Origin of the sequence: Streptomyces pseudovenezuelae, from assembly GCF_001513955.1 — a bacterium.
Taxonomy (GTDB): Bacteria; Actinomycetota; Actinomycetes; order Streptomycetales; family Streptomycetaceae; genus Streptomyces; species Streptomyces pseudovenezuelae.
This window is the reverse complement of sequence record NZ_KQ948144.1, coordinates 1,273,388-1,288,693: the sequence shown is the minus strand read 5'-3', so window position 1 is coordinate 1,288,693 and position 15,306 is coordinate 1,273,388. Positions and strand designations below refer to the sequence as shown.

The 15,306-nt window shown below is 72.7% G+C and carries 17 protein-coding genes; 4 read left to right on the top strand and 13 right to left on the bottom strand.

Annotated features, from left to right (window positions below; all coding sequences use genetic code 11):
• Positions 1-310: 310 nt before the first annotated feature.
• From AQI94_RS05665 to hisD, 10 genes are all read right to left on the bottom strand, one after another.
• The gene (locus tag AQI94_RS05665; RefSeq protein ID WP_031048753.1) at positions 311-1,564 is read right to left on the bottom strand and encodes an MFS transporter; all 1,254 of its coding nucleotides are present in this window, start codon (positions 1,562-1,564) and stop codon (positions 311-313) included.
• A 67-nt stretch (positions 1,565-1,631) separates the two neighbouring features.
• Complete coding sequence (locus AQI94_RS05660) at positions 1,632-2,219, bottom strand: ArsR/SmtB family transcription factor (protein ID WP_031048751.1); 588 nt, start codon at positions 2,217-2,219, stop codon at positions 1,632-1,634.
• Positions 2,220-2,291: 72 nt separating this feature from the next.
• On the bottom strand, positions 2,292-3,047 hold the full coding sequence (gene hisF, locus AQI94_RS05655) for an imidazole glycerol phosphate synthase subunit HisF (RefSeq protein ID WP_031048748.1): 756 nt from the start codon (positions 3,045-3,047) through the stop codon (positions 2,292-2,294).
• Entirely contained in the window at positions 3,044-3,442 is a 399-nt protein-coding gene (locus AQI94_RS05650; RefSeq protein ID WP_007381379.1) for a RidA family protein, read from the bottom strand. Before AQI94_RS05650 ends, hisF begins: the two co-directional genes overlap by 4 nt.
• Complete coding sequence (gene priA / locus AQI94_RS05645; RefSeq protein WP_031048746.1) at positions 3,439-4,176, bottom strand: bifunctional 1-(5-phosphoribosyl)-5-((5-phosphoribosylamino)methylideneamino)imidazole-4-carboxamide isomerase/phosphoribosylanthranilate isomerase PriA; 738 nt, start codon at positions 4,174-4,176, stop codon at positions 3,439-3,441. Before priA ends, AQI94_RS05650 begins: the two co-directional genes overlap by 4 nt.
• A complete protein-coding gene (gene hisH, locus AQI94_RS05640; RefSeq protein ID WP_391273112.1) occupies positions 4,176-4,823 on the bottom strand; it encodes an imidazole glycerol phosphate synthase subunit HisH in 648 nt (215 codons plus the stop codon). Before hisH ends, priA begins: the two co-directional genes overlap by 1 nt.
• The gene (locus AQI94_RS44985; RefSeq protein ID WP_007381382.1) at positions 4,820-4,984 is read right to left on the bottom strand and encodes a hypothetical protein; all 165 of its coding nucleotides are present in this window, start codon (positions 4,982-4,984) and stop codon (positions 4,820-4,822) included. Before AQI94_RS44985 ends, hisH begins: the two co-directional genes overlap by 4 nt.
• On the bottom strand, positions 4,981-5,574 hold the full coding sequence (gene hisB, locus AQI94_RS05630) for an imidazoleglycerol-phosphate dehydratase HisB (RefSeq protein WP_031048741.1): 594 nt from the start codon (positions 5,572-5,574) through the stop codon (positions 4,981-4,983). The genes AQI94_RS44985 and hisB overlap by 4 nt, the downstream gene beginning before the upstream one ends.
• Positions 5,571-6,680 carry a histidinol-phosphate transaminase gene (locus AQI94_RS05625; RefSeq protein WP_031048739.1) on the bottom strand — a complete coding sequence of 370 codons (1,110 nt, stop codon included), beginning with the start codon at positions 6,678-6,680 and terminating at the stop codon, positions 5,571-5,573. Before AQI94_RS05625 ends, hisB begins: the two co-directional genes overlap by 4 nt.
• Complete coding sequence (gene hisD / locus AQI94_RS05620; RefSeq protein ID WP_031048736.1) at positions 6,677-7,999, bottom strand: histidinol dehydrogenase; 1,323 nt, start codon at positions 7,997-7,999, stop codon at positions 6,677-6,679. The genes AQI94_RS05625 and hisD overlap by 4 nt, the downstream gene beginning before the upstream one ends.
• 157 nt (positions 8,000-8,156) lie before the next feature.
• Between hisD and AQI94_RS05615 the strand changes: the two genes are divergently transcribed.
• The 4 genes from AQI94_RS05615 to ybaK all read left to right on the top strand — a co-directional run bounded on the left by AQI94_RS05615 (position 8,157) and on the right by ybaK (position 12,180).
• Positions 8,157-9,734, top strand: a complete 1,578-nt coding sequence (locus AQI94_RS05615; protein ID WP_031048735.1) for a hypothetical protein — start codon at positions 8,157-8,159, stop codon at positions 9,732-9,734.
• Between the two features lie 162 nt (positions 9,735-9,896).
• Positions 9,897-10,907, top strand: coding sequence for a hypothetical protein (locus AQI94_RS05610; RefSeq protein ID WP_031048731.1), 1,011 nt, complete (start codon positions 9,897-9,899; stop codon positions 10,905-10,907).
• An 11-nt stretch (positions 10,908-10,918) separates the two neighbouring features.
• Positions 10,919-11,659: an LON peptidase substrate-binding domain-containing protein gene (locus AQI94_RS05605; RefSeq protein ID WP_031048728.1), complete on the top strand. Its 741-nt coding sequence runs from the start codon at positions 10,919-10,921 to the stop codon at positions 11,657-11,659.
• 17 nt (positions 11,660-11,676) lie between these two features.
• The gene (gene ybaK, locus AQI94_RS05600; protein ID WP_031048726.1) at positions 11,677-12,180 is read left to right on the top strand and encodes a Cys-tRNA(Pro) deacylase; all 504 of its coding nucleotides are present in this window, start codon (positions 11,677-11,679) and stop codon (positions 12,178-12,180) included.
• Between the two features lie 518 nt (positions 12,181-12,698).
• Here the strand turns inward: ybaK and AQI94_RS05595 are convergent.
• From AQI94_RS05595 to AQI94_RS05585, 3 genes are all read right to left on the bottom strand, one after another.
• Positions 12,699-13,373, bottom strand: a complete 675-nt coding sequence (locus AQI94_RS05595; RefSeq protein ID WP_078903013.1) for a DUF2567 domain-containing protein — start codon at positions 13,371-13,373, stop codon at positions 12,699-12,701.
• 34 nt (positions 13,374-13,407) lie between these two features.
• On the bottom strand, positions 13,408-14,232 hold the full coding sequence (locus AQI94_RS05590) for an ABC transporter permease (protein WP_062229605.1): 825 nt from the start codon (positions 14,230-14,232) through the stop codon (positions 13,408-13,410).
• 73 nt (positions 14,233-14,305) lie between these two features.
• Positions 14,306-15,280, bottom strand: a complete 975-nt coding sequence (locus tag AQI94_RS05585; protein ID WP_031048381.1) for an ABC transporter ATP-binding protein — start codon at positions 15,278-15,280, stop codon at positions 14,306-14,308.
• Between the last annotated feature and the right edge of the window lie 26 nt (positions 15,281-15,306).

Genomic DNA, 15,306 nt, shown 5'->3' with positions numbered 1-15,306 from the left:
TCGGCACCCGCCTCGGGAGGTCGGCCTCGTCTCTGAGTTCGGCGCCCGCCTCGGGCGACCAGCCGCGCCCCGCAACTCGGCACCCGCCTCAGGCGATCCGCCACACCCCGCACCTCGCCACCCGCCTCGGGAGGTCAGCCTCGTCTCGGAGCTCGGCCCCGCCTCAGGCGACCAGCCACGCCCCGCAGCACGGCGCTCCCTCAGGCGATCCGCCACGTCTCGGAGCTCGGCCCCGCCTCCGGCGATCAGCCGCGCCCGGCCGCACGGCACCCGCCCCGGGAGTTCCGCCGTGCTTCCGGAATGCGGACGGTCAGGTCGGGAGTTCGGCGCGGCGCAGGTTCGGTGCGCAGAGTGCGACGGCCCCGCCGAGTCCGCACACCAGCGCGCTGGTGACGAAGACCGGCCCGGTGCCCCAGGCGCCGATCGCGGCGGCCGACAGCGGCATGCTGAGCGGGGCGAAGCCGAGGCTGACCAGTGAGGACACGGCGGTCACCCGGCCCAGGCAGGCCGGGTCCGACTGCGTCTGGAGCAGCGCCCCGCACAGGGCGCCGCTGAGCCCGGCGAGCAGTCCGATCAGCAGGGCGACCCCGGCGGCCGCGACGACGCCCGGGACGAAGGCCAGGGCGCCGATGGCGACCGCCCCGCTCAGACAGGCGTACGCCATGACGTGGCCGGCGTGCGGCACGCGCCCGCGTACGGCGAGCAGCAGCGAGGCGACACCGGCCCCGGTCCCGAACCCGCCGAGCACCCAGCCCATCCCGGCGGCGCCCCAGCCGCGCTCGTCGGCCAGCAGGGTCAGCCCGACATTGAGCGGCCCGACGAAGCCGAGGTCGCCGAGCGCGATGGCCAGCATCAGCGGGGCGAGGACGCGGTGGCGGCGGATGTACCGCAGTCCGGCGCGCAGGTCGTGCCACGCGGTGCCGGCGGCCTTCGTGTCGTCGGCGGGCAGTTCCCGGATCCGCACGGCGACCAGCAGCGGCACTGATATCGCGATCAGCACGCCCGCGAGGGCGAACGCGGCCGTCGCTCCCCCGGCCGCCACGGCGAGTCCGCCGAGCGGTCCGCCGACGACGCTCGCGAAGCGGATGCCGAGCCCGCGCATGCCCTGCACACGCGTGAGCTGTCCACGACTCGTCACGCGCGCGGGGAGGGCTCCCAAAGCCGGCATGAACACGGCGTCGACGGTCCCGAAGACAAGGCCCAGCACGGCCAGCGGCCACAGCCCAGGGCTGGTGAGGAACAGCAGCGCCGCCACCGCGAGTACGGCCGCGCAGCGCACCGCGTCACTGCCGATGACGACCCTGCGCGGCCCGAGCCGGTCGGCGATCACTCCGCCGCCGAGCATCAGCAGCGCCCGCGGCAGGGCGCTGACCGACATCACGATGCCGGCCTGCGCGGGCGTGCCGTTCTGGACGGCCGCCCAGGACAACGCGATGTAGTACACGCTGTCGCCGGTCATCGAGGCGGTGTAGGCGGCGAGCCAGCGCAGGACGTTGCCGTCGCGGTGGGCGGGGACCTCGACGGCCTCGGCCGGGGCGGTGGGCGTGGCGGTGGTGGCGGTCACGGGTGGGACCCTCTCGGACGCGGAGCAGGAGTTAGACGCGGAACGGGAGTCGGACGCGGAGCGCGGATCAGACCCGGAACGGGAAGCCGTACAGGTGCAGCGCGACGTTCTCGCGCCCCTCGGTGTCGCCCGCGGCCTCGGCGGCCCGGCCCTTGTCGTCGTACTTCCTGGCGAGGGCGAGCAACTCCTCGCGCAGTTCGTCCAGTTCGCCGGCCGTCAGGCGCAGCAGGGACTCGCTGTCCGGGGCGGCCGCGTTCCACTCGGCGCTCCAGGTGGGCCGTTCGTCGAGGTAGCGGCGGTACATGTCGGCGCGCTGCTCGTGGAAGAGCCGGGTGGCCGCCAGGTGGGCGGCGGCCCGCTCCGGCGCGTCCCGGAAGTCCCGGTCGCGGATGCTCACGCCCTCCGAGGAGGGCTGCCACCAGCGCTCCCGCCCGTCCCCGCTCCGCGCCTCGGCCTCCTCGATCAGCCCGTGCTCGGCCAGCTTGCGCAGGTGGTAGCTGACCAGGGACACGGCCTCGTCGACCTGGTCGGCGAGGTGCGAGGCGGTGGCCGTGCGGGACACGCACAGCAGGCGGTACAGCCGCATGCGCAGCGGGTGGGCCAGCGCCTTGAGCGTGCCGAGGTCGGTGATCGGGCGATTCTGCTCGCGTGACATGACCTCACCGTAGATACGAAAGAAAAGTTGCACAATATTTTTTGCGCAACTTCTCTTTCGCATCTGGTGGGTTCAGCGGACGGGGTGCCCCGCCCCCCGCAGCGTCTCCTTCACCTCGCCGATCCGCAGATCGCCGAAGTGGAACACCGAGGCCGCCAGCACCGCGTCCGCGCCCGCCCCGATGGCCGGCGGGAAGTGGTCCAGCCGCCCCGCACCGCCGGAGGCGATCAGCGGCACCGTCACGTGCTTGCGGACGGCCTCGATCATCTCCAGGTCGTAGCCGTCCTTGGTGCCGTCCGCGTCCATCGAGTTGAGCAGGATCTCACCGGCGCCCAGCTCGGCGGCCCGGTGCGCCCACTCGACGGCGTCGATGCCGGTGCCCTTGCGGCCGCCGTGCGTGGTCACCTCGAAGGAGCCCGACTCGGTGCGCCGCGCGTCCACCGACAGCACCAGCACCTGCCGGCCGAACCGCTCGGCGATCTCGCGGATCAGGTCGGGGCGGGCGATGGCCGCGGTGTTCACGCCCACCTTGTCCGCCCCGGCCCGCAGCAGCTTGTCGACGTCGTCGGCCGCACGGACACCGCCGCCGACCGTGAGCGGGATGAACACCTGCTCGGCGGTGCGGCGCACCACGTCGTACGTCGTCTCGCGGTTGCCCGACGAGGCGGTGATGTCCAGGAAGGTCAGCTCGTCGGCGCCCTCGGCGTCGTACACCTTGGCCATCTCGACGGGGTCGCCCGCGTCGCGCAGGTTCTGGAAGTTGACACCCTTGACGACCCGGCCGTTGTCCACGTCCAGGCAGGGGATGACTCGTACGGCGAGGGTCATGCTGCGGTGTCTCCTCGGAACGCCTCCACCTCGACCTCGACGACCAGGCTGGGGTCCACGAAGCCGGAGACGATGATCATGGATGCGGCGGGCCGGACGGCGTCGAACAGCTCCTTGTGCGCGCGGCCGACCTCCTCCACGTCCCGGGCGTGGGTGATGTACAGGCGCGTGCGCACCACGTCGTCCCGGCCGAGCCCCAGCTCCTTCAGTGCCGCGAACGCGACGTTGAAGGAGTTGACCGTCTGCTCGTACGGATCGCCCGCGACGATCTCGCCGTCCACCACCGAGGTGCAGCCGGAGACCAGCACCAGGCCGTTGGGGAGTTCCACCGCGCGGGAGTACCCGAAGGTGTCCTCCCAGGGCGCACCGGTCGTGACGCGTCGCAGATCGCTCACTGAGCCACCGCCTCCAGAGCCTCTTCCAGGGTGAACGCCTTCGCGTACAGCGCCTTCCCGACGATGGAGCCCTCGACACCGAGGGGGACCAGCTCGGCGATGGCCCGCAGGTCGTCCAGCGAGGACACCCCGCCGGAGGCCACCACCGGGCGGTCGGTCGCGGCGCACACGTTGCGCAGCAGCTCCAGGTTGGGGCCCTGGAGCGTGCCGTCCTTGGCGATGTCGGTGACGACGTACCGGGCGCAGCCCTCCTTGTCGAGCCGCTCCAGCGCCTCGTAGAGGTCGCCGCCCTCGCTGGTCCAGCCGCGGCCCTTGAGGGTCGTACCGCGGACGTCGAGACCGACCGCGATCTTGTCGCCGTGCTCGGCGATGACCTTGGCGACCCACTCCGGGCTCTCCAGGGCGGCCGTGCCGAGGTTCACCCGGGTGCAGCCGGTGGCGAGGGCGGCGGCCAGCGAGGCGTCGTCGCGGATGCCGCCGGACAGCTCCACCTTGATGTCCATGGCCTCGGTGACCTGCCGGACCAGCTCCCGGTTGTCGCCGGTGCCGAACGCCGCGTCCAGGTCGACCAGGTGCAGCCACTCGGCACCCGACCGCTGCCAGGACAGGGCGGCCTCCAGGGGGGAGCCGTACGAGGTCTCGGTCCCGGACTCGCCGTGCACGAGGCGGACGGCCTGGCCGTCGCGGACGTCGACGGCGGGCAGGAGTTCGAGCCGTGAGGGCTTCGAGGACATCACAGGGTTCCGATCCAGTTCTTCAGCAGCTGCGCACCGGCGTCGCCGGACTTCTCGGGGTGGAACTGCGTGGCCCACAGGGCGCCGTTCTCCACGGCGGCCACGAAGGGCCTGCCGTGGGTCGCCCAGGTGACCTTGGGCGCGGTCATCGCCGTGTTGTGCGTCTCCAGCGACCAGTCGTGGACGGCGTAGGAGTGCACGAAGTAGAAGCGGGCGTCGGCGTCCAGCCCGGCGAACAGCTGGGAGCCGTCCGGCGCGTCGACGGTGTTCCAGCCCATGTGGGGCACGATGTCGGCCTTCAGCGGCTCGACCGAGCCGGGCCACTCGTCCAGGCCCTCGGTCTGCACGCCGTGCTCGATGCCGCGCGCGAAGAGGATCTGCATGCCTACGCAGATGCCCATGACCGGGCGCCCGCCGGACAGCCGGCGGTCGATGATCCAGTCACCGCGCGCCTCGTGCAGCCCCTTCATGCAGGCGGCGAAGGCGCCGACGCCGGGCACCAGCAGGCCGTCGGCGTTCATGGCCCGGTCGTAGTCGCGCGTTATCTCGACCTCGGCTCCCGCGCGCGCGAGGGCGCGCTCGGCGGACCTCACGTTGCCGAAGCCGTAGTCGAAGACGACGACCTTCTTCGAAGTCGGAGCGCTCAATTCCACACCTCCAGCCTCATGACGCCGGCGACGAGACACATCCCGGCGGCGATGGAGAGCAGCACGATGAGGCCCTTGGGCATCTGCTGCTTGACGAAGGAGTAGATGCCGCCGGCGAGGAAGAGGCCGACGACGATCAGGAGGGTCGACAGGCCGGTCACAGCGCGCCCTTCGTGGAGGGGAGGATGCCGGCCGCGCGCGGGTCGCGCTCGGAGGCGTAGCGCAGGGCCCGGGCCAGCGCCTTGAACTGGCACTCCACGATGTGGTGGGCGTTGCGCCCGTACGGCACGTGCACGTGCAGGGCGATCTGCGCCTGGGCCACGAAGGACTCCAGGATGTGCCGGGTCATCGTGGTGTCGTACTCGCCGATCATCGGCGCCATGTGCTCGGGCTCGGTGTGCACGAGGTAGGGGCGGCCGGACAGGTCCACGGTCACCTGGGCGAGCGACTCGTCCAGGGGGACCGTGCAGTTGCCGAAGCGGTAGATGCCCACCTTGTCGCCGAGCGCCTGCTTGAAGGCGGCGCCGAGGGCGAGGGCGGTGTCCTCGATGGTGTGGTGCGAGTCGATGTGCAGGTCGCCCTCGGTCTTCACGGTCAGGTCGAACAGACCGTGCCGGCCGAGCTGGTCGAGCATGTGGTCGTAGAAACCGACGCCCGTCGCCACCTCGACCTTGCCGCTGCCGTCGAGATCGATCTCGACGAGCACCGAGGTCTCCTTGGTCACTCGCTCCACGCGTCCCACGCGGCTCATGTGCTCTGCTCCTTCTTCAGTTCGCGTACCGCGTCGAGGAACGCGTCGTTCTCCCGCGGGGTTCCGGCGCTGACCCGCAGCCACCCCGGGATGCCGTTGTCCCGGACCAGGACGCCCTGGTCGAGGATCTTCTGCCAGGCCGTGTGGGAGTCCTCGAAGACGCCGAACTGCACGAAGTTCGCGTCCGACTCCACGACCTCGAAGCCGATCGCGCGCAGCTCGCTCACCAGCCGGTCCCGCTCGGCCTTCAGCTGCTCGACGTACTTGAGCAGCGTGTCGGTGTGCTCCAGGGCGGCCAGCGCGGTCGCCTGGGTGACGGCCGACAGGTGGTAGGGCAGCCGTACCAGCTGGACGGCGTCCACGACCGCGGGGTGCGCGGCCAGGTAGCCGAGGCGCAGTCCGGCCGCTCCGAACGCCTTCGACATCGTCCTGGAGATGACGAGATTCGGCCGTCCTTCGAGCAGCGGCAGCAGCGAGTCGCCGTGGCTGAACTCGATGTACGCCTCGTCGACCACGACCATGGAGGGCTTCGCGGCCTGCGCGGCCTCGTACAGCGCGAGGACCGTCCCGGGCGGGACCGCGTTGCCGGTCGGGTTGTTGGGGGTCGTGATGAACACGACGTCCGGCCTGTGCCAGGCGATCGCTTGGGCGGCCGTCCCGACGTCGATGGAGAAGTCCGCGTTGCGCGGGCCCGAGATCCAGCCGGTTCCGGTGCCGCGCGCGATGAGGGCGTGCATCGAGTACGACGGCTCGAAGCCGATCGCCGTACGGCCGGGGCCGCCGAAGGTCTGCAGCAGCTGCTGGATGACCTCGTTGGAGCCGTTGGCGGCCCAGACGTTGGCGAGGCCCACCTCGTGGCCCGAGGTGTCCGTCAGGTACTTCGCGAGCTGGGTGCGCAGCTCCACGGCGTCCCGGTCCGGGTAGCGGTTGAGGTCGCGGGCGGCCTCACGGACGCGCTCGGTGATGCGCTCGACCAGCGGCTCGGGCAGCGGGTAGGGGTTCTCGTTGGTGTTCAGCCGTACGGGGACGTCCAACTGGGGCGCGCCGTAGGGGGACTTGCCGCGCAGCTCGTCCCGTACGGGGAGGTCGTCGATTCCGAATGTCACTTGCCGGGCACCTTCCAACCGAACCGAGCCTTGATCGCCGCCCCGTGGGCCGGCAGGTCCTCCGCCTCCGCCAGCGTCACCACGTGGTGCGCCACGTCCGCGAGCGCGTCCTTCGTGTAGTCGACGATGTGGATGCCGCGCAGGAAGGACTGGACGGACAGGCCCGAGGAGTGGCAGGCGCAGCCGCCGGTGGGCAGGACGTGGTTGGAGCCCGCGGCGTAGTCGCCGAGGGACACGGGGGCCCAGGGGCCGACGAAGACCGCGCCCGCGTTGCGGACCCGGTCGGCGACCGCGGCGGCGTCGGCCGTCTGGATCTCCAGGTGCTCGGCGCCGTACGCGTCGACGACCCTGAGGCCCTCCTCGATGCCGTCGACGAGGACGATCGCGGACTGCCGGCCCTTCAGGGCGGGCACGATCCGGTCCTCGATGTGCCGGGTGGCCGCGACCTGCGGTTCCAGCTCCTTCTCGACGGCGTCCGCGAGTTCGACGGAGTCGGTGACCAGGACGGCCGCGGCCAGCGGGTCGTGCTCGGCCTGGCTGATCAGGTCCGCGGCCACGTGCACCGGATCGGCGGAGGAGTCCGCCAGGACCGCGATCTCGGTCGGGCCGGCCTCGGCGTCGATGCCGATCCTGCCGGTGAAGTAGCGCTTGGCGGCGGCGACCCAGATGTTGCCGGGGCCGGTGACCATGTTGGCGGGCGGGCAGGACTCGGTGCCGTACGCGAACATCGCGACGGCGGTCGCGCCACCGGCGGCGTAGACCTCGTCGACGCCGAGCAGCGCGCACGCGGCGAGGATCGTCGGGTGCGGAAGGCCCCCGAACTCGGCCTGGGCCGGGGAGGCGAGGGCGATCGACTCGACCCCCGCCTCCTGCGCGGGCACCACGTTCATGATCACGGAGGACGGGTAGACGGACCGGCCGCCGGGCGCGTACAGCCCGACCCGGTCGACCGGCACCCACTTCTCGGTCACGCTGCCGCCGGGCACGACCTGAGTCGTGTGGGTGCCGCGGCGCTGTTCGCGGTGGACGAGGCGGGCGCGGCGGATGGACTCCTCCAGGGCCGCCCGCACCGCCGGGTCGAGCTCCTCCAGCGCGCGCGTGAGGGCCTCGGCGGGCACCCGCACCCGCTCCAGCCGCACACCGTCGAACTTCTCGGCGAAGTCGATCAGCGCCGCGTCACCCCGATGATGCACGGCCTCGCAGATCGGACGCACCTTCTCCAGGGCGGCCGAGACGTCGAAGTCGGCTCGGGGCAGCAGGTCGCGCAGGGCCGGGCCCTCGGGGAGGGCGTCGCCGCGCAGATCGATTCGGGAGATCACTCGTCAATTCTCTCAGACCCGCCTCAGGGCCCGTTCGCGCATTCCAATGGCTGATACGCAACCCGGAAGATCCCCTTCACGTCTAGCGTTCGGGGGGTTACTCAGCGGGCATGAACGGTTGTACGAATCCCACGAGCCGCAAGGAGCTGGAAGAACCGTGACCGAGGGGGCCGGCATCCGGGACGGAGACCTGCCGGACGATCTGACCGCCGCCGAGGCCGGCATGTGGCAGGCCTTCCGCAACGGCACCGTGTACGACCTCAGCAGCGGCGACACCGTCGTCGACGATCCGCACGGCGGGCACCCCTGGGGCCCCGAGCGGACGGTCCGCGCACGGATCGTGTGCTGGCTGCTCCTGGACGGTCCGCCCGCGCTCGCGGGCCGGGTGTCCTCCCTGAAGCTCGCCGGCGTGCAGATCAGCGGCACCCTGGACCTCGCGGGCGGCACGGTGGTGCCGTACATGGAGATGAAGGGCTGCCGCTTCGAGCGGGAGATCCTGCTGCCGGAGGCCCGCTTCACCACCGCGCGGTTCGTCAACTGCTCGGTGCCGCGCCTGGAGGCCGCCCGGGTGCACACGGAGGGCGATCTGCACCTGCCGCGCTGCCGCTTCCACAACGGCGTCCGGCTGACCGACGCGCACATCGGCACCGACCTGCTGATGAACCAGGCGATCGTCTACCGCGACCGCAGCGGCCGCTCCATCGCCGCCGACGGCATGACCGTGGGCCAGGACCTCCAAGCCGAGCTCCTGGAGTCGCACGGCGAGCTGAGCCTGCGCAGCGCGACGATCGGCGTCTCCCTGAGCCTGCGCGGCGCCCGGCTGACCAACCCGTACACCCGGCTCGCGCTGAACGCCCCCCAGCTGACCGTCGAGCGCACGCTGTACCTGACCCCGGCGGGCGTCGGCGCCGCCATGCTGAGCGGGGCGACTCCCGCGCGCGGGACGCGGATCCAGCGCTTCGAGTGCCAGGGCGGGGTGCGGCTGGACGACGGCCGGTTCGGGGACGCCGTGGACCTGGAGCGGGCCCGCTTCACCTTCACCGACGAGCAGGAGCTGTCACTGCGCCGCATCCAGGCGCCCGAGCTGCGCTTCCTCGGCGAGAAGCCGCAGCGCGGCAAGGTGGTGCTGTCGGGCGCGCGGGTGGGCAACCTCGTGGACCGGGCGAGCGCCTGGCCGGGGCCCGGCAATCTGCACATGGGCGGCTTCGCCTACGAGAACCTCGTGCCGCACGGCCCCTTCCCGCTGGCCGAGCGGCTGGAGTGGGTGGCCGCCGCGACCGCCGAGTACAACCCGGAGCCGTACGAGAGGCTCGCCGCGGTGCTGCGGGCCGGCGGCGAGGACGAGGACGCGCGCGAGGTGCTGCTCGCCAAGCAGCGCCGGCGCCGCGAGAGCCTGCCGCCGGCCGCCAAGCTGTGGGGGTACGTGCAGGACTGGACGGTCGCCTACGGGTACCGGCCGGGGCGGGCCGCCGTGTGGATGGCGGTGCTCTGGGCGGCGAGCTCCGTGGCGTTCGCACACGCGAGCCATCCGCCGCTCAAGGGCGGCGACCATCCCGTCTGGAATCCCGCCCTCTTCGCGCTCGACCTGCTGCTCCCGGTGATCGACCTGGGGCAGGTCGGTTTCTGGCAGTTGCGCGGCGGCTGGCAGTGGCTGGCGGCGGCGATGGTCCTCCTCGGCTGGATCCTGGCGACCACGGTGGCGGCGGGGGCCACAAGGCTGCTCCGGCGGAACTGACGGCCTTGTGAAGAATTCGGCAGGACACCGGTCGGGACCGGTGAGACCGCTGGTCAGAGAGTTGTTCAACGGTCACCTTTTTAATCTCCCTTGACCCCGCGGCGTACAACTTTCCACGAATTGCACGTTCGCACTGGCGCAGCCTTCTCCGTCGGACTTTCAATGGTCGACACCATGGCCCTGCTGCCCCCTTTCATCCGCGCGGCGCGGATGCCCCCGTACCTCACCGGCGGACTGTCCGCCGACGACGAGGTGCTGCTCGACGCGCCCGACGACCGGCTCGGACCCGCGCTGGTCGCCGCCGGCCAGGGTGGGTACGGGCGCGCGGCCCAGCTGCTCCGCGCGACCCGCGAGGACTGCGCCTGGGAGCTGCGCGACCGGTACGTCCGACGCCTCTCCGCCTTCGCCCGCTCCCGCCCCGAGTGGTACGACGCCTGGCGCGCCGAAGCCCCGTACGACCCGGACCGGCTGCTGCTCGGCGCCCAGCTCGCGGTGGACCGGGTGTGGGACTCACCGGCCCGGGCGGAGCTGCTGCGCGAGGTGAGCCCGCTGATCACGGCCGCGGCCCGCGGTGAGGACCGGGACCCGGTGCCGTGGCGGATCGCGCTGGACCACGCGCGCGGCTCGCAGGCCGGGCCCACCTACTTCGGGGAGCTGTGGGAGGCGGCCCTCAGGCGCGCCCCGCTGCACTACGGCTGCCATGTCGCCGCCCTGCGCTATCTGGCGACGTCCTGGCGCGGCTCGTACCGCGAGTGCTTCGACTTCGCCGACCGGGCCGCTCAGGACGCCCCGCCCGGCTCTCTCGTCCAGGCGCTGCCCGCCCGGGCGGCCCTCGCGTGTCTGACCGAGGCCGGCTCCGCCGCGGTACCGCGCGAGCGGCTGGACGCGGCCGCCGACCGGGCGATCGAGCTGTCCGCCACGTTCGCGCCGGCCGACCCCTGGCCGGCCGAGATCCGCAACAAGCTGGTGTACGTCCTGGTGCGGCTGGGCCGCTGGCCGGACGCCCTGGAACAGCTGCGGATGCTGGGCCCGTACGCCACCTCGTTCCCCTGGGGCCGGGATGCCGAGGACCCGCTGGGCCGCTTCCTGGAGGTCCGGGAGGAGGTCCGGCGGCACGCCCTGATCCATCCACGAAGTGGGCTCGGGGGACGTGTCCGCTCCGCGGGCCATTAGGCTTTGGCGCCGTGACCACCGTGCGGCTCCCGCTCTTCCCCCTGAACTCTGTGCTGTTCCCGGGGCTCGTGCTTCCTCTCAACGTCTTCGAGGAGCGCTATCGCGCCATGATGCGCGAACTGCTGAAGACGCCCGAGGAGGAACCGCGCCGGTTCGCCGTCGTGGCGATCCGTGACGGCCACGAGGTGGCGCCCAGCGCCCCCGGCCTGCCGGACCGGGCGGCCGTGCCCGACAGCGGCCCCGCGGCCGGCTTCGGTGACGACCCCGTCAAGGCGTTCCACGCGGTCGGCTGCGTCGCGGACGCGGCGACGGTCCGGGAACGGGCCGACGGCACCTTCGAGGTCCTGGCGACGGGCACGACCCGGGTCAGGCTGCTGTCCGTCGACGCCTCGGGCCCCTATCTGACGGCCGAACTGGAGGAGCTGCCGGAGGAGGCGGGCGACGAGTCCGGGCCGCTGGCAGAGGGCGTCCTGCGGGCCTTCCGCCAGTACCAGAAGCGCTTGGCGGGAGCCAGGGAGCGCTCCCTGTCGTCGGGTGCGGACCTCCCGGACGAACCGTCGGTGCTCTCGTACCTGGTGGCGGCCGCGGTGATGCTGGACATCCCGACCAAGCAGCGCCTGCTCCAGGCCCCCGACACCGCGTCCCGGCTGCGCGACGAACTGAAAATCCTGCGCGCGGAGACGGCGATCATCCGTAATCTGCCGTCGTTGCCGGCGTCGGAACTGACGCGCGGCCCGACGAGCCTGAACTGAGGGCCGGAACCCGTCAGATGGCGAAGAAGTCGAAGAAGCAGCAGCAGCCGGGGGGCACCCCCGCGACCGTGGCCCTGACCACGGCGGGCGTTTCCTTCACCGTGCACGCCTACGACCACGACCCCGCCCACCCCTCCTACGGCGAGGAGGCGGCCGAGGCGATGGGCGTCGCGCCGGACCGCGTCTTCAAGACGCTGGTGGCGGACGTGGACGGCACGCTGACGGTCGCGGTGGTCCCGGTGGCGGGCTCCCTGGACCTGAAGGCCCTGGCGACGGCCGTGGGCGGCAAGCGGGCGGCCATGGCCGACCCGACCCTCGCCGAACGCACCACGGGCTATGTCCGGGGCGGCATCTCCCCGCTGGGCCAGCGCAAGAAGCTCCGCACGGTCCTGGACGCCTCGGCCTCCGACCACGACACGATCTGCGTCTCCGCCGGCCGCCGGGGCCTGGAGGTGGAGGTCGCGCCGAAGGACCTGGCCGATCTCACGAACGCGGTCCTGGCGCCCATCGCCCGCGCGTGACCCCTCGACGAGGGCCCCTTCCTGGACTAAGCAGAAGGGGTATGTCGAAGAGGACGCGCAAGCGCAGATGGCGTACGAAGAAGGGCCGCTCGAACCACGGCAGGCGCCCGGCATAGCGGGGGCCGACTCCGGCCCGGCTGACTCCACGCCTTCCGGTGTACGCCTTTCGGAGCCCCTACCGCACAGGTGCCCCGTACCCGTCCCCCGGAACCACCGCCCCGTACGGCTCAGAATCCCGGCGCCCGAACAGCACCGTGAGCCACGCCCGGCACACCGGGGGGGCCGACTCCGGCCCAGGCAACCGCACCCGTCCCGAGTGCGAGGACAAGGCGCGCCTTTCGGAGCCCCTACCGCACAGGGGTCCCGTACCCGTCCCCCGGAACCACCGCCCCGTACGGCTCAGAATCCCGGCGCCCGAACAGCACCGTGAGCCCCGCCCGGCACACCGGAGGGCCGACTCCGGCCCAGGTAACCGCACCCGTCCCGAGTGCGAGGACAAGGCGCGCCTTTCGGAGCCCCTACCGCACAGGGGTCCCGTACCCGTCCCCCGGAACCGCCGCCCCGTACGGCTCAGGGTCCCGGGGCCCGAACAGGGCCGTGAGACCGAGATGCACGACAAGGCCGGCGAAGGACCAGGCGAGCAGCGCGCCCTTCGCTCCCAGCTTCAGCGGCGCGGAGAACGTGACTCCCTTGCCCACGGCCTTCGCGTGGGCGAGCACGTCGGACGAGGGCCCGAGCCACGTCCCCACCCGCCACGCGAGCAGGGAGCCGAGCACTCCCCCGACGGCCAGCCCCACCACCAGCGGCACCCCGCCCCTGCGCCGCCACAGGAAGACGGCCAGCGCGCTCACGAAGCCGAAGGCCAGGGCCAGCAGAGTGAGCGTCCCGTCCGCCCCCACGGCCTGCTCCCCCTCGGTGTCCTTGAGATAGACGGCCCAGTTCCCCTGCGCGTCCACGTCCCCGACCAGCGGCACATGCGGCGCCAGCCACCACCACAGGACCCCGAGCAGCGCCCCGGCGAGCGCCACGGCGACCATGATCACCGCGCCTTCCAGCAGCTCGGTCTTCATCCCGGGCCCGCCCTGCCCGTACCGGGGTTCGGCGGGAGCCGCGTAGCCGGCATCGGGAGCCTGCCAGGCATCGTGCGAGGACGGTTCGTGCGGCGGCGGAGGAGGCGTCAACGGAGCGGTCACCCTGACATCGTGCCAGGCCCGCCTGAGCGGCGCGTCACCGGACGGCCGCCCGGCGATAGGCCCAGGTGGCGACGGCCAGCGAGATCACTCCCACGCACGCGCACACGGCGAGGTCACCGAGCACGAAGGCCCAGTCGGGATGCGGCCCGAAGGTCCGGGCGAAGGCCTCGACACCGTAGGTCGACGGCAGCAGGTCCCGGGCGAACCGCACCACCTCGGGCATCCGGTCGGCGGGCAGCACCCCGAGCAGCAGCGCGGCCGACATCCCGAGCTGTCCCAGCAAGGTGGCCAGCTCCGGCCGGGGCGCGAGCAGTCCGAGAGCCGCACCGAGTCCCGCCAGAGCGGCTCCCGCCAGCGGAATCACCGCCACCAGCACCCACAGGTGCGCCAGCGGCAGCCCGAACAGCACGCACCCGAAGACGGCGGTCACCACGGTCCCGGGCACGGTGAAGGAGGCGTACGCGCCCGCGGCGCCGAGCACCACGGCGGCGGGCGGCACCGGCAGGGTGGCGTAGTGGTCTAGCCCGCCGCTCGCCCGCAGCTGCCCGAAGTACTGCGCGAGCAGATTGAGCGCGACGAAGGCCACGACCAGCACGGACGCCCCGGCGACCACGGACCGCGCCTCGCCCCCGCCGTCCACGACCCCCCGCATCAGGATCATGATCCCGATCGACTGGAAGGTCGCCACGAACAGCAGCGGGATGCGGGCGACCCGCGCGCGGGACAGCTGCGCCCGGTACACGGCCACCAGCGAGGGCCACAGCCGCGCGCGCGGCCCGAGCTCGGCCGCCGCGTCCCGGCCCGTCTCCTCGACGGCCGCCGCGCCGCCCTGCAGAACCTCGGCGGGTACGACACTCACGTGGCTCTGCTCCTCTTCGCTCCGGCACTCGCCCTGTGACGTACGGACAGGGCCGTCCACGTACTCAAAGTGCTCAAGCCTTCACCAGCCCCTGCTGCGCGGCCCCGCCCAGCGCGAGGTACACGTCCTCCAGGCTGGGCGTGGCGAGGGTGAAGTCGTCCAGCGCGGCGAACGCGGCCCCGCCGGTGACGGTGGCGACGACCGCGCGGGCCTCCTCGGGGGCGAGCCGCAGCGTCCAGCGGCGCCCGGCGGCCACGGCCCGCTCCTGGAGCGCGGCCACCTCGGGCACGTGCAGCGGGGCCGCCTCGCGCCACACGAGGTCGACGCGGACCTCGCCCGCGACCTGTTCCTTGAGGCCGGTCGGCGTGTCGCAGGCGATCACCCGGCCCTGGTCGAGGACGGCGACCCGGTCCAGGACCGTCTCCGCCTCGATGACGTTGTGGGTGACGAGCAGCACGGTCGTCCCGCGCTCTGCCCGCCGCCGGTCCACGGCGGACCACACCGCGCGCCGCGCCACGGGGTCCATCGCGGTGGTCGGCTCGTCGAGCACCAGCAGCGGCCGCTCCCCCACGAGCGCCGACGCGAAGCACGCGAGCCGCCGCTGCCCGCCGGACAGCTTCTTCAGCGGCCGCCCGGCGATGGGCGTGAGCCCCAGCTCCTCGAGTACGGCGTCCCGCTCGGCCCGCGCCTTCCTGGCCTCCAGGCCGCGCAGCCGGCCGGTGGTCTCGGCGGCCAGGGAGACGGTGAGTTCGTCGAGGGCGGTGGACTCCTGGCCGAGGTAGGCGAGGATCCGCGAGGCCCGGTCCGGGTGGCGCACGATGTCGTGGCCGAGGATCTCGACGCTGCCGCTGTCGGGCCGCATCAGGCCGGTGAGCTGCCGTACGAGTGTGGTCTTCCCGGCGCCGTTCGGCCCGAGCAGCCCGAAGATCTCACCGCGGCGGATGTCCAGCCGTACGTCGTCGGTGGCCCGCACCTCGGGCGTCGCCGGCGTCCCGCGCCGCCCGCGCACCGCGGGGTAGGTCTTGGTCAGTCCGCGCACCGCACACACGACATCACCACGGTGTCGAAGTGCCG

What these genes read in the sequence shown, in the direction of transcription:
- AQI94_RS05660 (WP_031048751.1), bottom strand. Translation starts at nt 2,219, where the DNA reads ATGTCACGCGAGCAGAATCGCCCGATCACCGACCTCGGCACGCTCAAG.
- hisF (WP_031048748.1), bottom strand. Translation starts at nt 3,047, where the DNA reads ATGACCCTCGCCGTACGAGTCATCCCCTGCCTGGACGTGGACAACGGC.
- priA (WP_031048746.1), bottom strand. Translation starts at nt 4,176, where the DNA reads ATGTCCTCGAAGCCCTCACGGCTCGAACTCCTGCCCGCCGTCGACGTC.
- hisB (WP_031048741.1), bottom strand. Translation starts at nt 5,574, where the DNA reads ATGAGCCGCGTGGGACGCGTGGAGCGAGTGACCAAGGAGACCTCGGTG.
- AQI94_RS05610 (WP_031048731.1), top strand. Translation starts at nt 9,897, where the DNA reads ATGGTCGACACCATGGCCCTGCTGCCCCCTTTCATCCGCGCGGCGCGG.
- ybaK (WP_031048726.1), top strand. Translation starts at nt 11,677, where the DNA reads ATGGCGAAGAAGTCGAAGAAGCAGCAGCAGCCGGGGGGCACCCCCGCG.